Origin of the sequence: Roseomonas sp. USHLN139 (genome assembly GCF_037145735.1) — a bacterium.
Lineage (GTDB): Bacteria > Pseudomonadota > Alphaproteobacteria > Acetobacterales > Acetobacteraceae > Pseudoroseomonas.
In genome coordinates this window covers 167,144-189,857 of sequence record NZ_JBBCWY010000004.1, presented here as the reverse complement: position 1 = coordinate 189,857, position 22,714 = coordinate 167,144, and the positions used below count along the sequence as shown (strand labels likewise).

26 protein-coding genes are annotated in these 22,714 nt (G+C 71.3%); 7 read left to right on the top strand and 19 right to left on the bottom strand.

The window, feature by feature from the left end:
- Window positions 1-105: 105 nt before the first annotated feature.
- Window positions 106-1,206, bottom strand: a complete 1,101-nt coding sequence (gene hrcA / locus WFI16_RS13700) for a heat-inducible transcriptional repressor HrcA (protein WP_442970690.1) — start codon at window positions 1,204-1,206, stop codon at window positions 106-108.
- Window positions 1,207-1,392: 186 nt separating this feature from the next.
- Here hrcA and WFI16_RS13695 point away from each other — a divergent pair, with 186 nt between their 5' ends.
- Both WFI16_RS13695 and WFI16_RS13690 read left to right on the top strand, forming a co-directional pair.
- Entirely contained in the window at window positions 1,393-1,689 is a 297-nt protein-coding gene (locus WFI16_RS13695) for a hypothetical protein (RefSeq protein ID WP_419898370.1), read from the top strand.
- Window positions 1,690-1,697: 8 nt separating this feature from the next.
- Window positions 1,698-1,871: a hypothetical protein gene (locus tag WFI16_RS13690; RefSeq protein WP_419898369.1), complete on the top strand. Its 174-nt coding sequence runs from the start codon at window positions 1,698-1,700 to the stop codon at window positions 1,869-1,871.
- Between the two features lie 15 nt (window positions 1,872-1,886).
- On the opposite strand, the gene WFI16_RS13685 is transcribed toward WFI16_RS13690, so the two are convergent.
- The 7 genes from WFI16_RS13685 to WFI16_RS13655 all read right to left on the bottom strand — a co-directional run bounded on the left by WFI16_RS13685 (window position 1,887) and on the right by WFI16_RS13655 (window position 10,008).
- Window positions 1,887-2,966 carry an AGE family epimerase/isomerase gene (locus WFI16_RS13685; protein ID WP_419898368.1) on the bottom strand — a complete coding sequence of 360 codons (1,080 nt, stop codon included), beginning with the start codon at window positions 2,964-2,966 and terminating at the stop codon, window positions 1,887-1,889.
- A gap of 87 nt (window positions 2,967-3,053) precedes the next feature.
- Window positions 3,054-4,382 carry an NAD(P)/FAD-dependent oxidoreductase gene (locus tag WFI16_RS13680; protein WP_419898367.1) on the bottom strand — a complete coding sequence of 443 codons (1,329 nt, stop codon included), beginning with the start codon at window positions 4,380-4,382 and terminating at the stop codon, window positions 3,054-3,056.
- A 30-nt stretch (window positions 4,383-4,412) separates the two neighbouring features.
- Complete coding sequence (locus WFI16_RS13675) at window positions 4,413-5,405, bottom strand: ABC transporter ATP-binding protein (RefSeq protein ID WP_419898366.1); 993 nt, start codon at window positions 5,403-5,405, stop codon at window positions 4,413-4,415.
- Window positions 5,402-6,415 (bottom strand): ABC transporter ATP-binding protein, encoded by a 1,014-nt coding sequence (locus WFI16_RS13670; protein WP_419898365.1) that lies wholly within the window; start codon window positions 6,413-6,415, stop codon window positions 5,402-5,404. The genes WFI16_RS13675 and WFI16_RS13670 overlap by 4 nt, the downstream gene beginning before the upstream one ends.
- 13 nt (window positions 6,416-6,428) lie before the next feature.
- Window positions 6,429-7,322 (bottom strand): ABC transporter permease, encoded by an 894-nt coding sequence (locus tag WFI16_RS13665; protein ID WP_419898364.1) that lies wholly within the window; start codon window positions 7,320-7,322, stop codon window positions 6,429-6,431.
- Between the two features lie 12 nt (window positions 7,323-7,334).
- Window positions 7,335-8,285 carry an ABC transporter permease gene (locus tag WFI16_RS13660; protein WP_419898363.1) on the bottom strand — a complete coding sequence of 317 codons (951 nt, stop codon included), beginning with the start codon at window positions 8,283-8,285 and terminating at the stop codon, window positions 7,335-7,337.
- A gap of 46 nt (window positions 8,286-8,331) precedes the next feature.
- Window positions 8,332-10,008 carry a peptide ABC transporter substrate-binding protein gene (locus tag WFI16_RS13655; protein WP_419898362.1) on the bottom strand — a complete coding sequence of 559 codons (1,677 nt, stop codon included), beginning with the start codon at window positions 10,006-10,008 and terminating at the stop codon, window positions 8,332-8,334.
- Between the two features lie 241 nt (window positions 10,009-10,249).
- Between WFI16_RS13655 and WFI16_RS13650 the strand changes: the two genes are divergently transcribed.
- Complete coding sequence (locus WFI16_RS13650; protein ID WP_419898361.1) at window positions 10,250-10,861, top strand: helix-turn-helix domain-containing protein; 612 nt, start codon at window positions 10,250-10,252, stop codon at window positions 10,859-10,861.
- A gap of 88 nt (window positions 10,862-10,949) precedes the next feature.
- Here WFI16_RS13650 and typA read toward each other — a convergent pair whose 3' ends face one another.
- Both typA and WFI16_RS13640 read right to left on the bottom strand, forming a co-directional pair.
- Window positions 10,950-12,779, bottom strand: a complete 1,830-nt coding sequence (typA, locus tag WFI16_RS13645) for a translational GTPase TypA (protein WP_419898360.1) — start codon at window positions 12,777-12,779, stop codon at window positions 10,950-10,952.
- A gap of 421 nt (window positions 12,780-13,200) precedes the next feature.
- Window positions 13,201-13,701 carry a hypothetical protein gene (locus tag WFI16_RS13640; protein ID WP_419898359.1) on the bottom strand — a complete coding sequence of 167 codons (501 nt, stop codon included), beginning with the start codon at window positions 13,699-13,701 and terminating at the stop codon, window positions 13,201-13,203.
- A gap of 139 nt (window positions 13,702-13,840) precedes the next feature.
- Here WFI16_RS13640 and WFI16_RS13635 point away from each other — a divergent pair, with 139 nt between their 5' ends.
- Window positions 13,841-14,260 (top strand): DUF3775 domain-containing protein, encoded by a 420-nt coding sequence (locus WFI16_RS13635; protein ID WP_419898358.1) that lies wholly within the window; start codon window positions 13,841-13,843, stop codon window positions 14,258-14,260.
- Between the two features lie 58 nt (window positions 14,261-14,318).
- On the opposite strand, the gene WFI16_RS13630 is transcribed toward WFI16_RS13635, so the two are convergent.
- From WFI16_RS13630 to WFI16_RS13595, 8 genes are all read right to left on the bottom strand, one after another.
- Window positions 14,319-15,074, bottom strand: a complete 756-nt coding sequence (locus WFI16_RS13630; protein WP_419898357.1) for a DUF1194 domain-containing protein — start codon at window positions 15,072-15,074, stop codon at window positions 14,319-14,321.
- A gap of 314 nt (window positions 15,075-15,388) precedes the next feature.
- On the bottom strand, window positions 15,389-16,189 hold the full coding sequence (gene ccmI / locus WFI16_RS13625; RefSeq protein ID WP_419898356.1) for a c-type cytochrome biogenesis protein CcmI: 801 nt from the start codon (window positions 16,187-16,189) through the stop codon (window positions 15,389-15,391).
- On the bottom strand, window positions 16,186-16,665 hold the full coding sequence (locus tag WFI16_RS13620; RefSeq protein WP_419898355.1) for a cytochrome c-type biogenesis protein: 480 nt from the start codon (window positions 16,663-16,665) through the stop codon (window positions 16,186-16,188). Before WFI16_RS13620 ends, ccmI begins: the two co-directional genes overlap by 4 nt.
- Complete coding sequence (locus tag WFI16_RS13615; RefSeq protein ID WP_419898354.1) at window positions 16,665-17,228, bottom strand: DsbE family thiol:disulfide interchange protein; 564 nt, start codon at window positions 17,226-17,228, stop codon at window positions 16,665-16,667. Before WFI16_RS13615 ends, WFI16_RS13620 begins: the two co-directional genes overlap by 1 nt.
- A gap of 5 nt (window positions 17,229-17,233) precedes the next feature.
- Window positions 17,234-19,195, bottom strand: coding sequence for a heme lyase CcmF/NrfE family subunit (locus WFI16_RS13610; RefSeq protein ID WP_419898353.1), 1,962 nt, complete (start codon window positions 19,193-19,195; stop codon window positions 17,234-17,236).
- Entirely contained in the window at window positions 19,192-19,716 is a 525-nt protein-coding gene (ccmE, locus tag WFI16_RS13605) for a cytochrome c maturation protein CcmE (protein WP_419898603.1), read from the bottom strand. The genes WFI16_RS13610 and ccmE overlap by 4 nt, the downstream gene beginning before the upstream one ends.
- A 2-nt stretch (window positions 19,717-19,718) precedes the next feature.
- Window positions 19,719-19,865, bottom strand: coding sequence for a hypothetical protein (locus tag WFI16_RS13600; protein WP_419898352.1), 147 nt, complete (start codon window positions 19,863-19,865; stop codon window positions 19,719-19,721).
- A 67-nt stretch (window positions 19,866-19,932) separates the two neighbouring features.
- On the bottom strand, window positions 19,933-20,775 hold the full coding sequence (locus tag WFI16_RS13595; RefSeq protein ID WP_419898351.1) for a heme ABC transporter permease: 843 nt from the start codon (window positions 20,773-20,775) through the stop codon (window positions 19,933-19,935).
- A 119-nt stretch (window positions 20,776-20,894) separates the two neighbouring features.
- Between WFI16_RS13595 and WFI16_RS13590 the strand changes: the two genes are divergently transcribed.
- On the top strand, window positions 20,895-21,188 hold the full coding sequence (locus tag WFI16_RS13590; protein ID WP_419898350.1) for a YciI family protein: 294 nt from the start codon (window positions 20,895-20,897) through the stop codon (window positions 21,186-21,188).
- A gap of 1 nt (window position 21,189) precedes the next feature.
- Window positions 21,190-21,615 (top strand): EVE domain-containing protein, encoded by a 426-nt coding sequence (locus WFI16_RS13585; protein ID WP_419898349.1) that lies wholly within the window; start codon window positions 21,190-21,192, stop codon window positions 21,613-21,615.
- Window positions 21,616-21,637: 22 nt separating this feature from the next.
- Here WFI16_RS13585 and WFI16_RS13580 read toward each other — a convergent pair whose 3' ends face one another.
- A complete protein-coding gene (locus WFI16_RS13580; RefSeq protein WP_419898348.1) occupies window positions 21,638-22,192 on the bottom strand; it encodes a hypothetical protein in 555 nt (184 codons plus the stop codon).
- A 144-nt stretch (window positions 22,193-22,336) separates the two neighbouring features.
- Here WFI16_RS13580 and WFI16_RS13575 point away from each other — a divergent pair, with 144 nt between their 5' ends.
- Complete coding sequence (locus WFI16_RS13575) at window positions 22,337-22,687, top strand: Rieske (2Fe-2S) protein (RefSeq protein WP_419898347.1); 351 nt, start codon at window positions 22,337-22,339, stop codon at window positions 22,685-22,687.
- The last annotated feature ends 27 nt before the right edge of the window (window positions 22,688-22,714 follow it).

The window sequence follows — 22,714 nt, the reverse complement described above, 5'->3', positions numbered from 1 at the left end:
GCCCGGCCCGGTCAAAGTGCGACCTGTCAGCAGAACTGTTCTTGAAAAACAGAAAAAAGAAGGGGTCCAGGGGAATTCATTCCCCTGGCCTTCGCCTGTCTTACTTCACCCTAGAAGCTGTCCAATCACACGAGCCGTGTAATCAACCACCGGAATAACTCGCCCGTAATTGATGCGCGTCGGCCCGATCACCCCGATGGCGCCGACGATCTGTTCCTGCCCGTCGCGGAAGGGGGCCACCACCATCGACAGGCCGGCGCTGCTGAACAGGCCGGATTCCGCGCCGATGAAGATCTGCACGCCCTGGCCGCGCTGGGCGAGTTCCAGCAGCCGCAGCATGGTCTCCTGCGCCTCGAGGCGCTCGAACAGCGCCTGGATCTCCTGCACCCGGGCGATCTGGTCGACATTCTCCAGCAGCTTCGACTGGCCGCGCAGGATCAGCGAGCCGCCGCCGCCGCCGGCCCAGGTGGCCAGGCCCGCCTCGATCATCTGCTGGGTCAGGTCGTCCAGCGCGGTGCGGTTGGCCTGGATCTCGTCGGCGACCCTGGTGCGGGTCTCCTCCAGGGTGCGGCCGGAGAGGCGGGCGTTGAGGAAGTTGCTGGCCTGGGTGAAGGCGCTGGGCGGCAGGCCGGGCGGCACCTCGATGACCCGGTTCTCCACCTGGCCATGGGCGTTGACCAGCACCACCAGGGCACGGCCGGGGGACAAGGCCACGAATTCGATGTGCTTGATCGGAGCCTCGGTCTTCGGCGCCACCACCAGCCCGGCGGCGCCGGCCAGGCCGGACAGCATCTGGCCGGCTTCCGACAGCGTCTCCTCCATGCTGCGGCCGGAGGCGGCGCAGCGCAGCGCGATGGCGTCGCGGTCCTCCTCGGAGAGCGCGCCGAATTCCAGCAGACCGTCGACGAAGAGGCGCAGCCCCTGCTCGGTCGGCAGGCGGCCGGCCGAGGTATGCGGCGCATAGAGCAGCCCGGCCTCCTCGAGATCGGCCATGGCGTTGCGGATGGTGGCCGGGGACAGCGCCAGCGGCAGGCGGCGGGACAGGGTGCGGGAGCCGACCGGCTCGCCGGTTTCCACATACATCTCCACCACCTGGCGGAGAATCGTGGCGCCGCGGCTGTCCAGCGCCGGCGACAGGCCAGGGCGCAATCCGGCGAGCAGCGGTGGCAGGCCCAGGACTTTCGCCAAGTTTCGTCGCTCCTTCATCCAGAATGACCTCTCCGGCGTTTTCTCAAGCAGCCGTGAAGCCCCGAGGCACCCTCTCCTGCCGATCTTGTCACGCGATGACACATGATGGCCATGAAGGCGTTGCATCCCTCGATAATGGTGTGCCGCTCCAGGGTGGAAAACTCGGTGCGGCACCGCATGATGCAATTTGGCGCGGAGGGGCTCATGACGGATATGTCCGGATCACGGCTCTGGTCCCTGGCCCTGATGGGATGGCTGGCCGCCTACCCGCCGGAAGCCCAGGGCGGCCAGCCCGGCCGCGCGGCGATGCTGGAGGAGCCGGAGGCCGAGCGGAGCGCCGATGACGCCCTCCGTCCCGGTCAGCGCACCGCCTGGCTGCGGGCCGCCCGCCAGCGCTATGCCGCCCTGTCGCGCGAGGAGCGGCAGGCGCTGCGCCAGACGCAGGCGGTACAGCGCCGCGCCGGCTTCGGCCCGCGGCTGCCGGATCCGATGCGCGGGTGAATGCCGCGATGAACCCCACCCTGATGGGTTTCCTCTCGGTGCTGATGCTGTTCGCGCTGGGCGCCTCGGCCGCCGGGCTGCTGCTGGACCGCGCCGCCCGCAACCCCGGCGCCGCGACGGCGCTGGTGGTGGTGCTGGTCATCGGCCTGTCCTGGGGCGGGGTGGTGCTGCTGGGCGAATGAGGCCCGCCGGCCGCCTCAGCCGCGGCGGGCGAGGAAATCCAGCGCGCAGGACAGGTGGTAGAGGCTGCTGGCCGGCGCCGCCTCCTGGCTGAAGCTGCCATCCGCCAGACGCCGCTCGTGCCACAGCCCGTCCGGGCGGAGATAGGGGGAAAGCGCCGCCTCGGCCGCTGCCAGCGCCGCCGGGCCCTGCAGGGCCGCCGCCTTCAGCCGCTCGGCCTGCGGCCAGAGCCGGGCCGAATCGGCCAGCGGTGTGCCATCGGGCGCCACGCCGTCGCGCAGCGGGCCGTCGGGCAGGATGCCGAAGCGGGTGACGAAGCGTTGCAGCCCGCCGGCCTGGGCCAAAGCGGCATGGCCGCCGGCCAGGCGGGCATGCCAGTCCAGCAGCCAGAGCCATTCGCAGTGATGGCCAGGCTCGACCGGGCCGGCCAGAGAACCCGGCAGCGGGCGCAGGTCGTCGTCGAAGAATTCGGTCAGCGTGCCGCTCGCCATGTCGAAGAAGCGGGCGCGGAACAGCGCCACCAGCCGGGTCGCGGCGTCCAGGAAGCGCCGGTCGCCGAAGGCCTCATAGGCGGCGAGCCGCGCCTCCAGCAGGTGCATGTGCGGATTCTGCCGGCGCGGCAGGGCAGGCGGCAGGCTTTCCAGATAGCCGCCCTCGGCATGGGTCATGCTGTGCTCGACGAAATCATCCAGCGCGATGGCCATGGCGCGCAGCGGCGCCGCCGGCAGCACCGCGGTCGCCGCCGAGAGCGCCAGCAGCACGAAGGCATGGTCGTAGAGGTCGCGCCGGTCGTCGATCACCCGCCCGTCGAGGGCGAAGCGCCAGGCATAGCCGCCATCCGGCTGCCGCGCGTGCCGGCGCAGGAAGTCGAGACCGAGCTCGACCGCCTCCGCCGCGCGCGGGATGCCATGCCGGTGGGCGAGCGAGAAGCTGTAGACCTGCCGGGCCACCACCCGCAGCCGGCGGTGCTCCGCCGGGCAGCGCTTCGACTCGAGGTCGAGGCTTTCATGGAAGGCGCGGGCCTGCCAGTCGACGCCATGCGCCAGCCAGCAGGGCCATGCCTGGCGGGTCAGCCAGGACCAGAGATCGTGTCGCACGCTGCGGGGGTAGCCCTGCCGGCCGGGAGGGACAAGCCTCCCGGCCAACAACTTCCGCTCAAGGCGTCCCGTCGCAGGGCGCCCAGGTCAGAGCGCGCCGGCCGGCGCCAGGTAGGTGCCGTCGATCAGCCGCGTGTAGCGATAGGGATGCGCATCGACCACCGGCGAGTCGCCGGTGACGATATCCGCCGCCAGCCGCCCGGCCGCCGGGCCGATGCCGAAGCCATGGCCGCTGAAGCCGGTCGCCAGGTAGAAGCCGCGCAGCTTGTCGACGCCGGAGATCACCGGCACCGCGTCGGGGGTCGAGTCGATGGTGCCGCCCCAGGCCTCGGCGCAGCCGATGCCGGCGAGTTCGGGATAGGCCTGGCCGAGCATGGAAATCGCCTCCTCGACCAGCTGCATGTCGGGCGCCGGGTCGAGCACGCGGTTGCGCTCGAACACCGTCTCCTTGTCGAAGGACCAGCTCGCCCCGGTCATCAGCCCGTCCAGGAAGGGTTTTCCCAGGCGGATCTTCAGCTTGGCGGCGCGGGTACGGAAGGTCGGCCAGAACTGCCGGGCATAGCGCAGCCCCTCCGGCGTCAGGTTCAGCGTGCCACGGCCGCGCAGCGCGACCGTGTAGCCGCCATCCTCACGCCGCCGCAGGCAGTAGCCCGGCGTGCCCAGCGCGCCGTCGGTGATCGCCGGCGCGGCGGTGGTGCGGAAGGCGGTGCCGCTGACCATGGCCTGCGGCAGGTCGATGCCGTGGCGGCGGCAGAACAGGGTGGACCAGGCGCCGCCGGCCAGCAGCACCGCCTGGGTGCGGATGCGGCCCTTCTCGGTGACCACGGCATCGATGGCGCCGCCCTTGGTCTCCATGCCGCGCGCCGCGCAGTTCTGGAAGATCTTCACGCCCAAGGCCCGGGCGCCCTTGGCGAGCGCCGGCGCCGCCATGGAGGGTTCCGCGCGGCCGTCGGAGGGGGTCTCCATGCCGCCCAGCCAGCCTTCAGTGCTGCCCGGCAGCCGCTCGGCGATCTCGGCGGCGCTCAGCATGCGGCTGTGCACCTGCTGCTCGCGCGCGACATCGGCCCAGCGTTCCCAGCCGGCCAGCTCCTTCGGGTCCTTGGTGACCCAGAGCACGCCCTGGCGGCGGAAGCCGAGATCGGCGCCGATCTCCTCGTGCAGCCCGCCCCACATCTCCAGCGCGACGCGGGCCAGCGGGATCTCGTGCCGGTCGCGCCCCTGCTGGCGGCACCAGCCCCAGTTGCGGCTGGACTGCTCGGCGCCGACATGGCCCTTCTCGATCAGCGCGACCGAGCGGCCCTTCTTCGCCAGGTGATAGGCGGCGGCGACGCCGATGATGCCGGCGCCGATGACGACGACATCGACCGCCTCCGGCAGCAACTCATCGCTGGCGATGCGATCGACGGGAGGCGACATGGGTGGGCGTCCTTTTATCGGAAGGAAGGATCAGGCGACGGAAGCCTGCAGCGCGAGGTCGTCGCGGATGCAGGCGGAAAGATGGCCGGGCCCGACCGGGCGCAGCGGCGGCACCGCGGCCGCGCATTCGGGCAGGGCATGGCGGCAGCGGGTGCGAAAGGCGCAGCCCGAGGGCGGGTCGATCGGGCTCGGGATATCGCCCTGCAGCAGGATGCGGCTGCGGCGCAGCGTCGGGTCGGGGATCGGGGCGGCCGAGAACAGCGCCTCGGTATAGGGATGGCGGGGGCTGCGGAACAGCGCGCCGGTCTCCGCCACCTCGACCACGCGGCCGAGATACATCACCGCGATGCGGTCCGAGATATGGCCGACCACCGCCAGGTCATGGGCGATGAACAGGATGGTCAGCCCGAGTTTTTCCTTCAGCTCCAGGAGAAGGTTGACCACCTGCGCCTGGATCGAGACGTCGAGCGCCGAGACCGGCTCGTCCGCCACCAGGAAGCTCGGGTTCAGGATCAGCGCGCGGGCGATGCCGACGCGCTGGCGCTGCCCGCCGGAGAGCTCATGCGGATAGCGGTCGGCATGGTGCGGCTGCAGCCCGACCAGCCGCAGCATTTCCGCCACCCGCTCGCGCTTCTCGGCCGAGGAGGAACCGCCGGCATGGATGGCCAGCGGGGTGGCGACGATCTGCTCCACCGTCTGGCGCGGATTCAGCGAGGCGAAGGGGTCCTGGAAGACCAGCTGCATCCGCTGCCGGATCGGCCGCAGCGCCCGGCGGGAGAGGCTGGTGATGTCCTGCCCCTCGAAGCGGATGGCGCCGGCGGTGGGATCGGTCAGCCGCAGCACGGTGCGGCCGAGCGTCGTCTTGCCCGAGCCGCTCTCGCCCACCACCGAGAGGATCTCGCCCTTCTCGATCGAGAGCGAGACGCCATCCAGCGCGCGCACCTGCTTCTTCCCCCGCCCGAACAGCCCGCCGCCGACCGGGAAGTGCTTCTGCAGGGAATCGATCTCGACGAGGGCGGTCATGCGACGAACTCCGGCCAGCGCAGGCAGCGCACCTGGCGGCCATCGGCGGTGCTGTCGAGCCGCGGCGCCTCGACATTGCAGCGCCCCTCGACGAAGGATTCGCAGCGCGGGTGGAAGGCGCAGCCCGGCGGCGGCAGCTTCGGATCGGGCACATTGCCCGGGATGGCATAGAGCGCGCCCGCCCGCCGCCCGGCCAGGTCCAGCCGGGGGACCGAGCGCAGCAGCCCGCGCGTATAGGGCATCAGCGGCTGCCGGAAGAGCGGCACGACATCGGCCTGCTCCACCACCCGGCCGGAATACATCACCATCACCCGGTCGGCGATCTCGGCGACGACGCCGAGATTGTGGGTGATGAAGATCACCGCCATGCCGGTCCGCTCCTGCAGCCGCTTCAGCAGGTCGAGGATCTGCGCCTGGATGGTGACGTCGAGCGCGGTGGTCGGCTCGTCGGCGATCAGCACCGAGGGCTCGCAGGACAGCGCCATGGCGATCATCGCCCGCTGCCGCATGCCGCCCGAGAGCTGGTGCGGATAGGTGGCCAGGCGCTGCCGCGGCGCCGGGATGCCGACCAGGTCGAGCAGGCGGACCGCCTCCTCCTCGGCGGCGCGGGCCGGCATCGGGCGGTGCAGGCGGATGGTCTCGGTGATCTGCGCGCCGATCGTCTTGACCGGGTTCAGCGAGGTCATCGGCTCCTGGAACACCATGGCGATGTTGTTGCCGCGCACCGCCTGCATCGCCGGCTCCGGCAGGGTCAGCACGTCCAGCATGCCGCTCCCCGCCTTGTCGCGCAGCCGGACGCTGCCGCGCACCTGGCATTGCGGGGCGTCGGGCAGCAGCCGCATCAACGCCAGCGAGGTGACGCTCTTGCCGGAGCCGCTCTCGCCGACCATGGCCAGCGTCTCGCCCTGGTGCAGGCGGAAGGAGACGTCGCTGACCGCATCGGCCACCGCCCCGCGGCTGCGAAAGCTGACGGCGAGGTTGTCCACCTCGAGCAGCAGCTCGCCCGCCATCAGTGGTTCTCCATCAGTGGTTTTCCATGCGGGGATCGAGCGCGTCGCGCAGCCCGTCGCCCAGGAAGTTGAAGCTGGTGACGGCCAGGGTGATGAACAGGCCGGGCAGGATCGCCAGCCAGGGCGCGCTGGTCAGGTAGATCTGCGCGTTGTTCAGCATGTTGCCCCAGCTCGGCGTCGGCGGCTGGATGCCGTAGCCGAGATAGCTGATGTAGGATTCCAGCAGGATCGCCTTGGCCACGTTCAGCGTCGCCGCCACCACGATGGGGGCGACTGCGTTCGGCACCAGCTCGCGGAAGACGATGCGCAGGTCCGAGGCGCCGAGCGCCTCGGCGGCGACGGCGAAGTCGCGCTCCCGCAGGCTGCGGATCTGCCCCTCGACGATGCGCGCCACATCCATCCAGGCGGTCGCCGCGATCAGCAGGGTGATCGAGCCGACGCCCGGGTCGATCAGCGCGGCCAGCGCCAGCAGCAGGAAGATCGAGGGGAAGCACAGCACCGCATCGACGAAGCGCATCAGCGCCGCGCCGACCACGCCGCCGTAATAGCCGGCGATGGCGCCGACCAGGATGCCGATGCCCATGCTGATCACCATGGCGGTGAAGCCGACCGCCAGCGAGATCCGCCCGCCCATCATCAGCCGGGCCAGCATGTCGCGGCCGAGTTCGTCGGTGCCCAGCACATGCGCGCCCGAGAAGGGCGGCGCGAAGCGCTGCATGATGTCGATGAAGGTGTCGTCGAAGGGCAGCAGGTAGGGGCCGAGATAGCTGCCCAGCACCAGCACCGCGATGATGATGGCGCCCGCCATGGCCAGGCGGTGGCGGCAGAAGCGGCGGAAGGCGGTGTTGCGCGGCGGCAGCGGGAGGGCCGCCTCGCGCGCGGCGAAATCGCCCGTCGTGGAGCTCATGGCGGTCTCTCCTCAGCCCAGGCGGATGCGCGGATCGGCCACCGCATAGAGCAGGTCGGCCAGCAGGTTGCCGATCAGCACCATGGCCGCCGAGAACATCAGGATGCCCATCACCACCGGATAGTCGCGGTAGCTGATGCTATCGAGGAACAGCCGCCCCATGCCGGGCCAGGTGAAGACCGTCTCGGTGACCAGCGCGCCGCCGAGCAGGGTGGGCATCTGCAGCCCGGCCACCGTGATCATCGGCAGCAGCGCGTTGCGCAGCGCATGCCGCGTCAGCACCTTGAAGCGCGGCAGGCCCTTGGCGCGGGCGGTGCGGATATAGTCCTGGTTGACCACATCGAGCATCGAGGAGCGCATGAAGCGGCTCCAGATCGCCGTCTCGACCAGGGCCAGCACCAGGGCCGGGGCGATCAGGTGGTGCAGCATGTCGAGCAGCGAGCCGTCGCCCACCGTCTCGCGGTTGCCGGCCGGCAGCCAGCCGAGCTCGACCGAGAAGACGAAGATGGTGACCAGGCCGAACCAGAAGGTCGGGATCGACAGCGCCACCATGGCGCCGATGGTCGCCAGGTAGTCGAAGACCGAGTAGCGCCGGATGGCGCCGAGGATGCCGATCCAGCAGCCGAGGAAGATCGCCAGCAGCGTCGCCGTCAGCATCAGCTGCAGCGTGGCGCCCAGATGCGAGCCGATGACATGCAGCACCGGCAGGCCGTCGCGGTAGGAGCTGCCCCAGTCGCCCCCCAGCATGCGCCACAGCCATTCCGCGTATTGCACCGGCAGCGGCCGGTCGAGGCCGAGCTGGCTGGCGATGCGGTCGAGGTCTTCCTGCGACATGTTGGAGCCGAGGGCGTATTGCGCCATCGGCCCCCCCGGCGCCAGGTGCAGGATGGCGAAGCCGATCATGGAAACCACCAGGAGCAGCAGCACCGCCTGGCCGAAGCGCCGGACGAGATAGGGGGCCATCGGATCTTACGCTTTCATCGCGGACCGGGGCGCGGCGGACCGGGCCTCAGGCCCAGTACCACTCGCGGACGTTCCAGCAGTTCGAGGAGGTGTTGATGTTCGGGCGGAAGCCGGACAGGTTGTCCTTGGTGCCCTCGACCAGCACCTGCTGGAAGATCGGCAGGATGGCGAGCTCCTCGCGGATGATCCGCTGGATCTGGCCATAGGTGGTCTTGCGCGCCGACTGCTCGAACTGGGTGGCGCCGGTCTCCAGCAGCGCATCGACGCGGCTGTTCTCGAACTGGAAGGTGTTCTGGCCGCGCCCGCCCTTGGCCGGGATCGCCTTGCTGCTGAAGCGCGGCGTCACGTCCGGATCGCTGCCCAGCATGTAGTTCACCGAGACCATCACCGAGCTGAACTTCGACTGCTGCCAGAACTCGCCCCAGATCACCGCGGCCGGCATGTTCTGGATGCGCATGGCGGCGCCGACGCCCTTCCAGTCCTGCATCAGCAGCTGCTGCGCCTGCTCGCGCACCGGATTGCCGGCGGTGGTGGAATTGGCAAATTCCAGCCGCACCCCGTCCTTGGCGCGGATGCCGTCCGCGCCGCGCTTCCAGCCGGCGGCCTCCAGCAGCTCGTTGGCCTTGGCCGGGTTGAACTCGTGCTTCGGCAGGTCGGGGTTGATCGCCCAGGACTGCGCCGGCAGGAAGCTCTCGGTCGGCGTCGGCAGGCCGTAATAGATGGCGTCGATCAGCGCCTTCTTGTTCATGCTCATGTAGAGCGCCTGGCGCACCGTCTTGTCGCCCCAGGCCGGGCTGCCGAGGTTCGGCGCGATGCTCTCGACCGAGGCGGTCGGGTTGATATGCACCTTCTTGCCGCGCAGCGCCTGCGCCTCGCGGGCGAAGTTCGGGCTGATGCCGGAGATGCCGGTATAGTCGATCTGGCCGGTGCGGAACTGCGTGTACATCACCGTCAGATCCGGGATGTACTTGAACACCACCCGCTCCAGATACGGGCCGTCGCCGTGATAGGCCGGGTTGGCCACCAGCTGGACATTGTCGCCGGCGGTGCGGCTGCCCCAGCGGAAGGCGCCGGTGCCGACCGGCGCATTGTTGAAGGGCGAGGTGTTCGGGTCGGTCGCCGTCGACAGGATGTGCTTCGGCACCATGAAGGTCAGCGACAGGATCGACAGATAGGGCGCATAGGGCGCGTCCATCCGCCATTCGATCTCGTCGACGGCATTGACCTTGATGTCCTTGACCAGCCCGTGCCCGACCCGGTTGCGCACCCGGAAATTCGGGTTGTTGATCAGCTCCAGGGTGAACTTGACGTCCTCGGCGGTGAAGGCGGTGCCGTCATGCCACGTCACGTTGCGGCGCAGCTTCACCTTCCAGGTCAGCCCGTCCTCGGAGATGCCGCCATTGCTCTGGCTCGGCATCTCGGCCGCCAGGTCGGGCACGAACTTGCCGTCCGGGTCGATGTACCAGAGCGTGCTGAACAGGTTCCACCAGACGCCCTGGTCGACCTCGATGCCCGGCATCAGCGGGTGGAACACCGTCGGCTCCTGGCTGAGGCCGATCACCACCTGGCCGCGCGGCTTCTCCGGCGGGCGGCCGGCGGGGCGGCCCTGCGCCCAGGCCGGGCCCGCGGCCAGGGCCGCGGCCGCGCCGCCGCCGATGGCGAAGAGGCCGCGCCGCGTCGGCGCCAGGATGCGCGACAGGCGCGCGGTGTCGTCTTGCGTCATGGTCTCGTCTCCCGCTCAGCCGGGCACGGCGGCGCAACCGTCATCCGGCTGGTCCAGAAACCGCGCAGGCTTTCCCTTGAAGTCCCGGCTTTTACCGGGATCAAAATTCTTGCCGGTATGTTCACGCTGGTGAAAGCTTGCTGTCAATCGCCTTGTGGCGGCATGACACCCATCGTCGTCGTCCCGGCGCGCGCCCCTGCGCGCCGCGGCGGCAGCCCGCGGCGGGCGGAGGAGCGGACGGATGAAAGATCAGGCAGAACTGACCGCCCGGACCCCGCCCGAGATCGACGAGGCCGCCAGCGACCGCCGCCTGGGCGAGAGCGTCCGCCTGCTGCGCCAGAACATGGGCCTCTCCCTGCAGGAGCTCGGCCGCCGCGCCGGCCTGTCGATCGGCATGATCAGCCAGCTGGAGCGCGGCCTCGCCACCCCTTCGGTGCGGACGCTGCGCCTGCTCAGCCTGGCGCTGCAGGTGCCGATCTCCTTCTTCTTCGAGGAACGCGCCGAAGGGCCCGCGCCGCGCTACATCGTCCGCCGCGGCCAGCGCCGGCTGCTGCGGCTGACCCCCTCGGGCGTGCTGAAGGAAAGCCTGGCGCCGGACGCGCCGGGACAGATGGAGCTCTATGAGCTGACGCTGAGTGCCGGCGGCTCCTCGGGCGCCGACTTCGTCAAGCACCAGGGGGAGAAGGCGGGTTACGTGCTCGCCGGCACGCTGCGGCTGTGGCTGGACCACGAGGCGCATCTGCTGGAGGCAGGCGACAGCTTCCGCTTCCCCTCCACCGTGCCGCACATGTTCGACAACCCGACCGACGCGCCGACGCGCATCGTCTGGATCACCAATCCGGTCGAGACATAAAAAAAGGCCGGGGGAAAGAATTCCCCCGGACCCCCATCTTTTTTCTGACTCACGCGCCCCCCCGCTGGGGGGGGGCGCCAGGCCGATATTACGCCGCTTCGCTGTCGCTGCGGCGGGCGTGCTTCTTGCGCTCATGCGGGTCCAGGTAGCGCTTGCGCAGACGCACCGCGGTGGGCGTCACCTCGACCAGTTCGTCCTCCTCGATATAGGCGATCGCCTGCTCGAGGCTCATGCGGCGCGGCGGGATCAGCAGCAGCGCCTCGTCCTTGCCGGCGGCACGGACGTTGGTCAGCTTCTTCTCCTTGATCGGATTCACGTCGAGGTCGTTCTCGCGCGAATGCTCGCCCAGGATCAGGCCGACATAGACCTTGGCGCCCGGATCGACGAACAGCGTGCCCCGCTCCTGCAGCGAGAACAGCGAGTACTGCACCGCCTCACCGTCGGAGTTGGAGATCAGGCTGCCCTTGATGCGGCCCTCGATCGGACCGGCCCAGGGGCGATAGCCCAGGAACAGCCGGTTCATCATGCCGGTGCCGCGGGTGTCGGTCATGAACTCGCCGTGGTAGCCGATCAGGCCGCGCGACGGGATGTGGAACACCAGCCGGACCTTGCCGCCGCCCGAGGGGCGCATGTCCTGCATCATGCCCTTGCGGACCGACATCTTCTCGACGACGACGCCCGAGAACTCCTCATCGACGTCGATGACGGCTTCCTCGAAGGGCTCTTCCTTCTCGCCGGTCTCCGGGTTGACCTGGGTCAGCACGCGCGGGCGGCCGATGGTCAGCTCGAAGCCCTCGCGGCGCATCGTCTCGATCAGCACGCCGAGCTGCAGCTCGCCGCGGCCGGCCACCTCGAAGGCGTCGACTTCCTCGGAGACCTTCACGCGGATGGCGACGTTGCCCTCCGTCTCCTTGAACAGGCGGTCGCGGATCTGGCGCGAGGTGACCTTCTTGCCCTCGCGGCCGCCCAGCGGGCCGTCATTGATGCGGAAGGTCATGCTCAGGGTCGGCGGATCGATGGGGATCGCCGGCAGCGGCTCGGCCACCTCGGGGGAGGCGATGGTGTCGGGGATGGTGGCTTCCGACAGGCCGGCGATGGCGCAGATGTCGCCCGCCTGCACCTCGTCGACCGGCACCCGGTCCAGGCCGGAGAAGGTCATCAGCTTGGTCAGGCGGCCGGTCTCCACCACCGTGCCATCCTGGCGCAGCACGCGCACCGGCATGTTGGTGCGGGCGACGCCCTGCTCGATGCGGCCGGTCAGGATGCGGCCGAGGAAGTTGTCGGCCTCCAGGATCGTCGCGTTCATCGCGAAGGGCGCGTCGGCCTTCACCGTCGGCTGCGGCACATGGCTCAGGATCAGGTCGAACATCGGCGACAGGTCCTTGCGGGCCCCGTCCAGCGTCAGATCGGCCCAGCCCTGGCGGCCGGAAGCGAACATGGTGTGGAAGTCGAGCTGCTCGTCCGTCGCGCCCAGCGCGGCGAAGAGGTCGAACACCTCGTTCAGCACCTCATCGGCGCGGGCGTCCTGGCGGTCGACCTTGTTGATGACGACGATCGGCTTCAGGCCGCGGGCCAGCGCCTTGGTCAGCACGAACTTGGTCTGCGGCAGCGGACCCTCGGCGGCGTCGCACAGCACGATGGCGCCGTCCACCATGGACAGGATGCGCTCCACCTCGCCGCCGAAATCGGCGTGGCCCGGGGTGTCGACGATGTTGATCTTGACGCCCTTCCACTCGACGGCGGTGGACTTGGCGAGAATGGTGATGCCGCGCTCACGCTCCAGGTCGTTCCGGTCCATGGCGCGCTCGGCCACGGCCTGGTTGGCGCGGAAAGCCCCGGCCTGCTTCAGCAGGTTGTCGACCAGCGTAGTCTTGCCATGGTCGACGTGGGCGATGATGGCGACGTTGCGCAATTCCATAGGCGGGCAGTTCCAAGGGGCTGCGCCGCCTGTGCTCAAAGCCCGGCGACCCCTCCGCAGGGATGCGGCGAGTTCGGGTCGGGCGGGCCTGGCGGCTTGTTGCGGCGCACAGATAGGATGGCTGGCGGCAAAAAGCGAGCCTTTCCGCCATCCGACCCCGGCACGCGGCGCAGGGCAGCCCCGAGCGGAATCCCGCCACGCCAGCCCGAAAGCCGAGCCGCACCAGGGTTTTGCCGGTCCTTCATTGCCGAGGCGGGGGTTTTTTCCGGCGTGGGCCGCCCATCGCCCGCCGCGCTTCGGCAGCCGGCGCTCCGACTCCCCCGCGCACCGCACCGGCTGTCGCCAACTCTTCACCGGCTTCGGGCGGACATGAAAAGGCCGGCACTTCCTGGGGGAAGCACCGGCCTCGAATAGCCAGGGGTCAGAGTCGATAGACGGCCCGCGACGCGCCACCCAGCGGCTGCTGGGGCGAGAAGCGGTCCACCACGCAGAGATGCACCGCCTGGTGCATGGCCGGCGTGGTGGCCGGGTCCTCGGCGTCCGGCAGCGGCCGGCCCTGGCGGTCGGTCGAGCCTTCCGGCTGTCCCTTCGCCTGGGAAACGCGCAGGGGGGTGGCATCCTGGCGGAGCGGCCGGTCCTGCCCCTGCCACGCCACCAGGCGCGGCATGTGCGAGCGGAACAGCGGCGCCGACTGGGCGCAGCCCGGTGCCTGGGCCAGCCCGTTCTCGGGCCGGGCGGCGATGGTCTGGATGCCCGCGGCCTCGAAGCGGGGGGAGGGGAGGCCGGTGGGGCGGACGCCGGCCCGGGGGAGGCCGTCGGCATGAATCTGGTGGTCGGTCGACGATGCGGGGGCTGTCGGCGCCGTAGCCGATGCTCCGATCACGACCAGCCCCAGCAGGGGGAGGATCAGGTTTCGGTGCATGCACAATCAACGAGGCTGGCTCAGCATCGTTGCGCAGAAGGCTGAGCATCGACTTAACACAAAAGCTTTTTTGCAACTGCGGGCTGGCCTGCGCTCTTCGCGTTGCCGTAGCCTGGAGGCAGAGGAGGAGACCCCCCCGATGAGCGACACGTCCCGTGACGAGGATGACGACGGCGAGTTCGACCTGGGCATCAGCCTGGAGGCGGTCGCCACCGTGGTGGACCATATCCGGGCCATCCAGGATGACGAGCCCGGCGAATCCGTGGATGCCGATGATGACGGAGGCGACGACAGCGACGACGACTTCGACGAGGGCACCCTGGCCTCCTTCATCGAGGAGATGAACGAGGACGAGCAGGCGGCCCTCGTCGCCCTGGCCTGGATCGGCCGCGGCGACTACGAGGCCGAGGAATGGGAGGAGGCGCTGCGCCTGGCCAAGGAGCGCGGCGCCGCCGGCGGCGACACCGCCGGCTACCTGCTCGGCATGGACATGGCCGGCGACCTGCTGGCCGAGGGCCTGGCCGCCTTCGGCGCCTCGATCGAGGAGATCGAGCGCTGAGGCGCTGACCGCCGGGGCCTGGCGACGGCCCCGGCAAGCCTTCTCCCGGCAACCCGCCTCAGGCGTATTCCCGCACCGGCCCGGACAGGTTGGCGATCTCGCGGATCAGCTTGCGGCGCACCGCCATGCCGAAGGCCTCGAAATCCTCCGCCGCCACCAGGAAGGCGCCGTCGCCGCCGATCACCGATTCGGCATAATACTGGTCCAGCGGCAGCGACGGGCGGCGGCCGAAGCTCGGGCGGTCGTTCAGGATCGGCAGGCCGTTGATCACCACGCCCTGCGCCACCGCCTGGTCGCGCAGCGGCTCCACCGGCGGGCCGGAATTGTTCACGCCGTCGCCCGAGATGTCGATCACCCGCCGCGTCGCCTCATAGGGCGCCTCCGCCAGCAGGCGCAGGCTGAAATCGATCGCGCCCGAGATCGAGGTCCAGGACAGCGAGGCGCGCGGCGCCTCGGCCAGCGCCGCCGACCAGCTTTCCGCCTCCGCCTGGCTGGCGATGCGGGTCCAGGGCAGCACCTGCCGCTGGTACTCGGCGCCGGCCCATTCGACATAGGCCACCGCGATGCCGCCCAGTGCGCCGCCGCGCAGTGCCTCGACCACCCGCGGATCGGTCATGGCGGCGCGATAGCCCTCGCGCTGCAGCCTCGCCTCGTCCTCGTCCACCGAGCGGGAGACATCGACCGCCAGCACCAGCAGCACGTCGACCGGCTCGGCGGCATGGGCCGGCGCTGCCCGCAGCAGCAGCCCCGCGCCGCCCATCCATCCCGTCGTGGTCGCCAGGCCACCTGCCGCCAGCAAGGAACGTCGCCGCATCCGAGACCTCCTGCCTCGCCGGCCTGTGCGGGGAGCCCTGCCCGCCGCGATCGCCGGACCTTCTGCCCATGCCCCCGGCGCCCCTGGTGGAGATAGGCCGGACCAGGCCCCGGCATGGCGCCGCGGCCCCGGCCCGCCACGGCATGCTGCCGGAAAGCGCGGCGCGGCCAGGCAGCCAGGGCGGGCGGCGCAACAGGCCTCCGGACCCAGGCGCAAAGCCTAGGCCCGCAGGGGTGGCGGATGCGTAAAATAAAGCGCCGCGCCGCGCGGCCCTTGGCAAACTTCCTGTGTGGCCGGCCGGGACCGGCGCTGGATCAGGGCAGCTCGCGCAGCCGGCGCTCGACCACGCCGCGCCAGGGGGCATCCGCCGGCGCCTCGTCCAGCAGCGCGCGCCAGGTGCTGCGCGCATTGGCCGGGCGCCCGGCCTCGGCCTCGGCGAGGCCCGAGAGATAGCGCAGCCGCGGCTCCTTCGGCGCCTCCAGCAGGGCGCGGGCCAGCAGCTTCTGCGCCGGATCGACCTGGCCCTGGTTGATCTGCAGCTCGGCCAGCTCGGCGGCCAGCGGCCCCTCGAAGCGGATCGCCAGCGCCTTCTCCCAGGCGGCGATCGCCGCCTCCGCCCGGCCGCGGCCGCGCTCGGCATTGCCCAGCAGGATCCAGCCCTGCCGCACCGCCTCGCCCTCGGCCGGCGCCTGCGCCAGCCGCGCCCGCAGCTGGCCGAGCAGCGCATCGTCGCGCGCCGCCGCCGCCTGGCGCTCGACGAAGGGCGCCGCCGGGATCTCCGGCTGGCCGCGCCACAGATAGAGGCCGAAGCCGCCGGCCGGCGCCAGGAACAGCACCGCCGCCAGGAAGGCCGCGCTGCGGCTGGCATTGCCGGACTCGGCCGCCGCCGTGCCGGGGGCGGCCAGCAGCCGGCGCTGCACCTCGACGGTGGCCGCCCGATGCGCCTCGGGCGTCAGCCTTCCGATCGCCGCCTCGCGGTCCAGCTCGGCCAGCTGGGCGCGGTAGAGCGCCAGGTCGGCCTCCTGCCGGCCGCGCAGCCGGGCCGGGCGGAACAGCGTCCAGCCGAGCGGCGCCAGCGCCAGCGCCGCCAGCCCGAGGAACATCAGCCAGATCATGAGATGGGCTTGTCTTCTTCTGAGTGCTCGAGCGCCGCCAGCCGGGCGCGCTCCTCGGGCGAGAGCGGCGGCGCCTCGGCCAGCAGCGCGCCCCGCATGCGCCGACGCGACAGGAGGATCGCCAGCACGCCGCCGCCCAGCGCCAGCAGCGGCGCGCCCCAAAGGATGGCGGTCACCGCGTTGAAGGGCGGCCGCAGCAGCACGAAGTCGCCATAGCGGTCATGCACGAAGGCGACCACCTGGGCGTCGCTCTCGCCGGCCGCGACGCGCTCGCGCACGATGCGGCGCAGGTCGCGCGCCAGGCCCGCCTCGCTGTCCTCGATCGACTGGTTCTGGCAGACCAGGCAGCGCAGCTCGCGGCCGATCTCGCGGGCGCGGGCCTCCTGCGCCGGGTCCTGCAGCATCTCGGACGGCAGGCCGACGGCGAAGGCGGGGCCGGCCAGCAGGGCCGCGACCAGGGTCAGGCGGCGCAGCATCAGGCGTGGCGCCGCAGCAGCGGGCGGATGTCCTGCTGCAGCACCTCGGCCGTCACCGGCCCGGGCCAGCGCCAGCGGATGATGCCCTTGCGGTCCAGGATATAGGTCTCCGGCACGCCATAGACGCCCCAGTCGATGGCGACCCGGCCCGGCTCGTCGCGGCCGAGGCGCAGGAAGGGATTGCCGCGCCGCGCCAGGAAGGCGGCGGCATCGGCCGGCTTGTCCTTGTAGTTGATGCCGAAGACCGGCACGCCCTCGCGGGCGAGGGTCATCAGCTGCGGATGCTCGACGATGCAGGGCACGCACCAGCTGGCCCAGAAATTCACCAGGACGGGGGCCGGCAGGTCGCGCAGCGCGGAATCCTCCAGCCCCGGCACGCCGGCCTCGTCGAGCGCCGGCAGCACGAAGGCGGGCGCCGGCTTGCCGACCAGCACGCTGGGCACGCCCTTGGGGTCGTAGCTGCCGGTGCCCATGCCGCGCAGCATGGCGTAGAAGCCGGCGCCGCCGGCCGCCGCCAGGCCGAGCGGCGCCAGCATCAGCAGGCGGCGGGAGGGGGTGGCCATCGGCGTCAGACCTTCACGCTGGCGGCGGCGCGCGGGGCAGGGGCCGCGACCCGCACCCGGCGGTCGGACAGCGACAGCGCGCCGCCCAGCGCCATGATCGCACCGCCCAGCCAGATCCACGGCGCCAGCGGATTGTCATGGACGCGCAGCACGGCCTGGCCGTTCTGCTCCTCGCCGAGCACGGCGTAGAGATCGCCACCGACCGAGGTGCGGATCGCCGCCTCGGTGGTGTTCATCCGGCCGACCGGGAAGAAGCGGCGCTCCGGCGTCAGCACGGTGACCACGGCGCCGTCGCGCAGCACGGTGACGGTGGCGCGGCGGGCGGTCCAGTTCGGGCCGATCACGTCCTCGACCTTGTCGAGGCGCCATTCATAGCCGGCATGGGCGATGCTCTGGCCGGGGGTGACGGCGGCCAGGCGGTCGGTCGCCAGCCCCATGCCCGCCATGCCGAGGATCGAGACGCCGAGCCCGGCATGGGCGACCGCCGCCCCCCAGGCCGCCCGCGGCAGGCCGCGCGCCCGCGACCAGGCGGCGGCGGGGCGGCGGAACAGCGCGATGCGCTCGAAGATGTCCGCCAGCGCGCCCCCGATCAGCCAGAGCGCGGCGGCGAAGCCCAGCGCCGGGCCGATGCGCCAGCCGGCATAGGCGAGGGTGAGTGCGAAGGCGCCGAAGGCGGCCAGTGCCGCCCACCACAGCCGCTGCAGCACCGGCCAGAGCTTCGCCCGCTTCCAGGCCAGCATCGGCCCGGCCGCCATGGCGGCGACCAGGGGGGCGGCCAGCGGCAGCAGGGCGCTGTTGAAGAAGGGCGGGCCCACCGAGATCTTCTGCTGGAACAGCAGGTCGGCGAACATCGGCCAGAGCGTGCCGGTCAGCACCACGGCGGCCATGGCGCAGAGCAGCAGGTTGTTGAGCACCAGCCCGCCCTCGCGCGACAGCGGCGCGAACATGCCCGTGGGTGCCATGGACGGCGCGCGCAGGGCGAACAGGAAGAAGCTGCCGCCGACATAGAAGAGCAGCAGGCCAAGGATGAAGACGCCGCGCTCCGGGTCATTGGCGAAGGCGTGGACGGAGTTCAGCACGCCGGAGCGCACCAGGAAGGTGCCCAGCAGCGAGAAGCCGAAGGCCAGCAGCGCCAGCAGCACCGACCAGACCTTCAGCGCCTCGCGCTTCTCGACGACGATCGCCGAATGCAGCAGGGCGCTGCCGGCCAGCCAGGGAAGGAGGGAGGCATTCTCGACCGGGTCCCAGAACCACCAGCCGCCCCAGCCGAGCTCGTAATAGGCCCACCAGGAGCCCAGCGCGATGCCGAGCGTCAGGAAGCACCAGGCGGCCAGCGCCCAGGGGCGGACCCAGCGGCCCCAGGCGGCGTCGACCCGGCCTTCCATCAGCGCGGCGACGGCGAAGGCGAAGGTCACCGCATAGCCGACATAGCCGAGGTAGAGCAGCGGCGGGTGGAAGGCGAGGCCGGGATCCTGCAGCACCGGGTTCAGCCCCTGGCCATCGGCCGCCGGCGGCCAGACCCGGCCGAAGGGGTTCGACGTCGCCAGGACGAAGCCGAGAAAACCCAGCGCCACCATGCCCAGCACTGCGAGCACCCGCGCCCGCAGCAGCCCCGGCAGGTCGCGGCCGAAGCCGGCCACCGCCCCGCCGCAGAGCGCCAGGATCAGCACCCAGAGCAGCATCGAGCCCTCGTGGTTGCCCCAGGCGCCGGCCAGCTTGTAGAGCATCGGCTTGGCCGAATGGCTGTTCTGCACCACGTTGATGACGCTGGTGTCGTTGACGGCGAAGACTGCCAGCAGCGCCGCGAAGGCCGCTGCCGTGGCGAGCAGCTGCCCGACCGCCAGCGGCGCCGCGGCCGCGACCAGCCGGGAATGACCCCGCGCCGCGCCCCACAGGGGAAGAACCGTCTGGGCGAAGGCCAGCGCGAAGGCCAGGCAGAGGGAAAAATGGCCGAGTTCCGCGATCATCCGCCGCTGCGCTCCGGGGTTGCCGGCTGGCCGGGGGAGAGGGTGTTCCAGCTGGCGGCCGGCGGCGCGGCGCCCTTGGACGGGTCCCAGTGGCCGCTGCGCTTCAGCGCATCGGCGACCTCGGGCGGCATATAGGTCTCGTCATGGCGGGCCAGCACCTCGCTGGCGCGGAACTGGCCGTCGGCGCCGAGCCGGCCCAGCGTCACCACGCCCTGGCCCTCGCGGAACAGGTCGGGCAGCACGCCGACATAGCTGACCGGCACGGTGACCGGCCCGTCGGTGACGCGGAACCGCGCCTCGGGGCGGCCATCGGCGGTCTGGCTGCGCTGCAGGCTGCCGGCCTCGACCAGCCCGCCCAGGCGGAAGGCACGATCCGGGCCCGGATTCTTCGTCGCGATATCCGAAGGGGCGAGGAAGAAAACAAGGTTGTCCTGGAAGGCGGTCAGCGTCAGGGCGGTCGCCGTGCCGAGGCCGAGCCCCGCCAGCACCACCAGCCACATCCGCCGCTGCTTGCGGCTCAGACTCACCCCTGCCTCCTCTCGCGCGGGCCGAGCAGCGCGGTGCGCCGCTTCGCGCTGGCATGACGGCGCGCCGCCATCCAGGCCATGGCCCCGAAGCCGGCCGCGGCCAGCCCCCAGGAAATCGCCACATGCCACCAATGCTGCGTCATGCGGCCTTGCTCCCGGATCCCGCCATGATGTGGGTCAAGCCGAGCCCGCCGTGAAGGTCGCGCGGCATCAGCCGGCCTCGGGGCGGCGCGAGTCGTTCTGGCGCGAATCGTTCTGGCGGGCCTGGGCCAGCTGCAGCTGCCGCAGCCGCTTCTCCATCACCGCCGCGCGCACGCGCGCCAGCACCAGCGCCGCGAAGGCCAGGCTGAAGCCGAGCGCGCAGGTCAGCAGCGGATAGAGGATATCGACATGCAGCCCCGGCGCCGCCACCCGGGTGACCGAGGCCGACTGGTGCAGGGTGTTGAACCAGTCGACGCTCCACTTGATCACCGGCAGGTTCACCGCGCCGACCAGCGCCAGGATCGCCGCCGCGCGCGCGCCGCGCTCCTCCTCGTCGAAGGCGCGGACCAGCGCCGCATGCCCGACCCAGAGGAAGAAGAGGACGAGAACGGAGGTCATCCGCGCGTCCCAGGCCCACCAGGTGCCCCACATCGGCCGGCCCCAGAGGCTGCCGGTGGCCAGGCACAGCGCGGTGACCATGGCGCCCACGGGCGAGAGCTCCCGCGCCGCGATATCGGCCAGCGGATGCCGCCAGATCAGCGACATCAGCGAGGCGATGGCCAGGCCGAGGTAGCCGCCCATGGCCAGCCAGGCCATCGGCACATGGACATACATGATGCGCACCGTCTCGCCCTGCTGCCAGTCGGGCGGCGAGAAGACCAGCGCCCAGGCGGCACCGATGCCCAGCACCAGGCCCGCCGCGGCCCAGAGCCAGGGCAGGACGCGCTCGGTCAGCCGCAGGAAGCGGCCGGGATTGGCGAAGCGGTGCAGCCCGCCGCCAGCGCGCGGCGATGCGGCGGAGCGCGAAGCGGAAGGGGACGCCGGGCGGGGCGCGGGGGGGGTGCTGCTCACGGCCGGCAAACTAGGGCCAGTGGGCCGAGGATTGAAGCCGTCGCCGCACGCGGTTACGTCATGACACAGCCTGGCGCCGCACAGAACTGTGCCGCCCGCGACACGGAGAGGATCCACCCATGCTGTTCGCCATCGTCTGCGAGGACAAGCCCGCCGCCCTCGAGCTGCGCCTGGCCACCCGCCCGACCCATCTGGAATACCTGGACAGCCAGGTCGAGGCGCTGGTCCAGGCCGGCCCGGTGCTGGACGCCGAGGGCAAGCCCTGCGGCAGCGTGCTGATCGTCGAGGCCGCCGACCAGGCCGCGGCCGAGGCCTTCGCCGCCGCCGACCCCTATGCCCAGGCGGGCCTCTTCGCCAAGGTCAGCATCCGCCCCTTCCGCCAGGTCTATGCCGGCGGCCAGCGGGTCGGCTGACATGGCGCGCTGGCTGGTCAAGTCGGAGCCCGATGCCTTCTCCTGGGAGCAGCAGGTGGCCAATGGCGTCGAGCCCTGGACCGGCGTGCGCAACGCCCAGGCGGCCAAGTTCCTGAAGGCGATGGCCCCCGGCGACCGGGCCTTCTTCTACCATTCGAACATCGGCAAGGAGATCGTCGGCATCGTCGAGGTGGCCCGCGCGGCCTATCCCGACCCGACCGACGAGAGCGGCCGCTGGGTCTGCACCGACATGCGCGCGCTGGGTCCGGTGCCGCGGCCGGTGAGCCTGGCGACCATCAAGGCGACGCCGGAACTCGCCGAGATCGGGTTGATCCGGCAGTCGCGCCTGTCGGTGATGCCGGTCTCCGACGCGCATTGGGCGCTGCTCTGCCAGATGGGCGGCGTCCCGGCGAGGCTGGCGGGGTGAGGATCGGCCGCAGCCGGGGCGTTCAGCGCCGGTTGCGGTCGCCGAACCAGGGGGTGCTGTTGCGCGGCGGCGGGTCCTGCGGCTGCGGCGGCGGCGGGGTCAGCAGCGGGCCCGGATCGACATAGACCTGCACCTCCGGCCGGCCGGTCTGCGGCTGGCCGTTCAGCCCGGGCGGCATGCCCTGGCCGCGCGGGATGTCGCGCCGGCCGAGATAGCGCCCCTCGGCATCATAGGAACGCAGCACCCCGCCGCCGGCCGAGCGCTCGGTCGAGCCGAGCAGCCGGCCATCCGCCCCGTAGTAGTTGGTGCGCCCGCCCTGCTGCTCCTGATAGGGCGGCGGCCGGTATCCCGGGGCGCCATAGCCGCGCGGCGCCGGGCCATAACCCGGCGCACCATACCCCGGAGCGCCATACCCCGGAGCGCCATAACCCGGCGGCACCTGGCTGCCGTAGCCCGGGTTGCCGTATCCCTGCGCCCCGTAGCCGGGGTCGCGCAGCACGCTGCCCTGGGCGAGCGCCGTGCCCGGGGCCAGCAGGGCGAGGGCCAGCGCGGCGGCGAGAAGGGCGGAGGGCGGCATGGCTCGGGCTTCCTGGCCGCCGGAAAGGCGGCAGCCTCATGGTGGGGCGGAAAAGATGACCAAATCGTAAAGCGCACAAGGCGCGCCGCGGCGCGGTGGCGGCCGGCTTGATCGCTGCCGGAAGCTGGCCTACCGCATCGGCCCATGTCCGACGAACGCCTGCTCTGCCGCCTGGAAGACATCGTGGATGGCCAGTCGAAGGGCTTCCCGGGGCCCGATGGCAGCTTCATCGGCCTCTTCGCCGTGCGCCAGGGCGAGGCGGTGCATGTCTTCGTCAATTCCTGCCCGCATATCGGCGTGCCGCTGGACATGGTGCCGGACCGCTTTCTCGACGGGAGGGGGCGGATGATCGTCTGCGCCGTGCATGGCGCCTGCTTCCGCATCCAGGACGGCTTCTGCACCACCGGCCCCTGCGCCGGCGACAGCCTGGAGCAGGTGCCGGCGCGGATCGACGGGCAGGGCCGGGTCTGGGTGCCCCCCGATGCCGGGGCCTGACCAAAGCGCCGTCGAAACTGTAGCGAT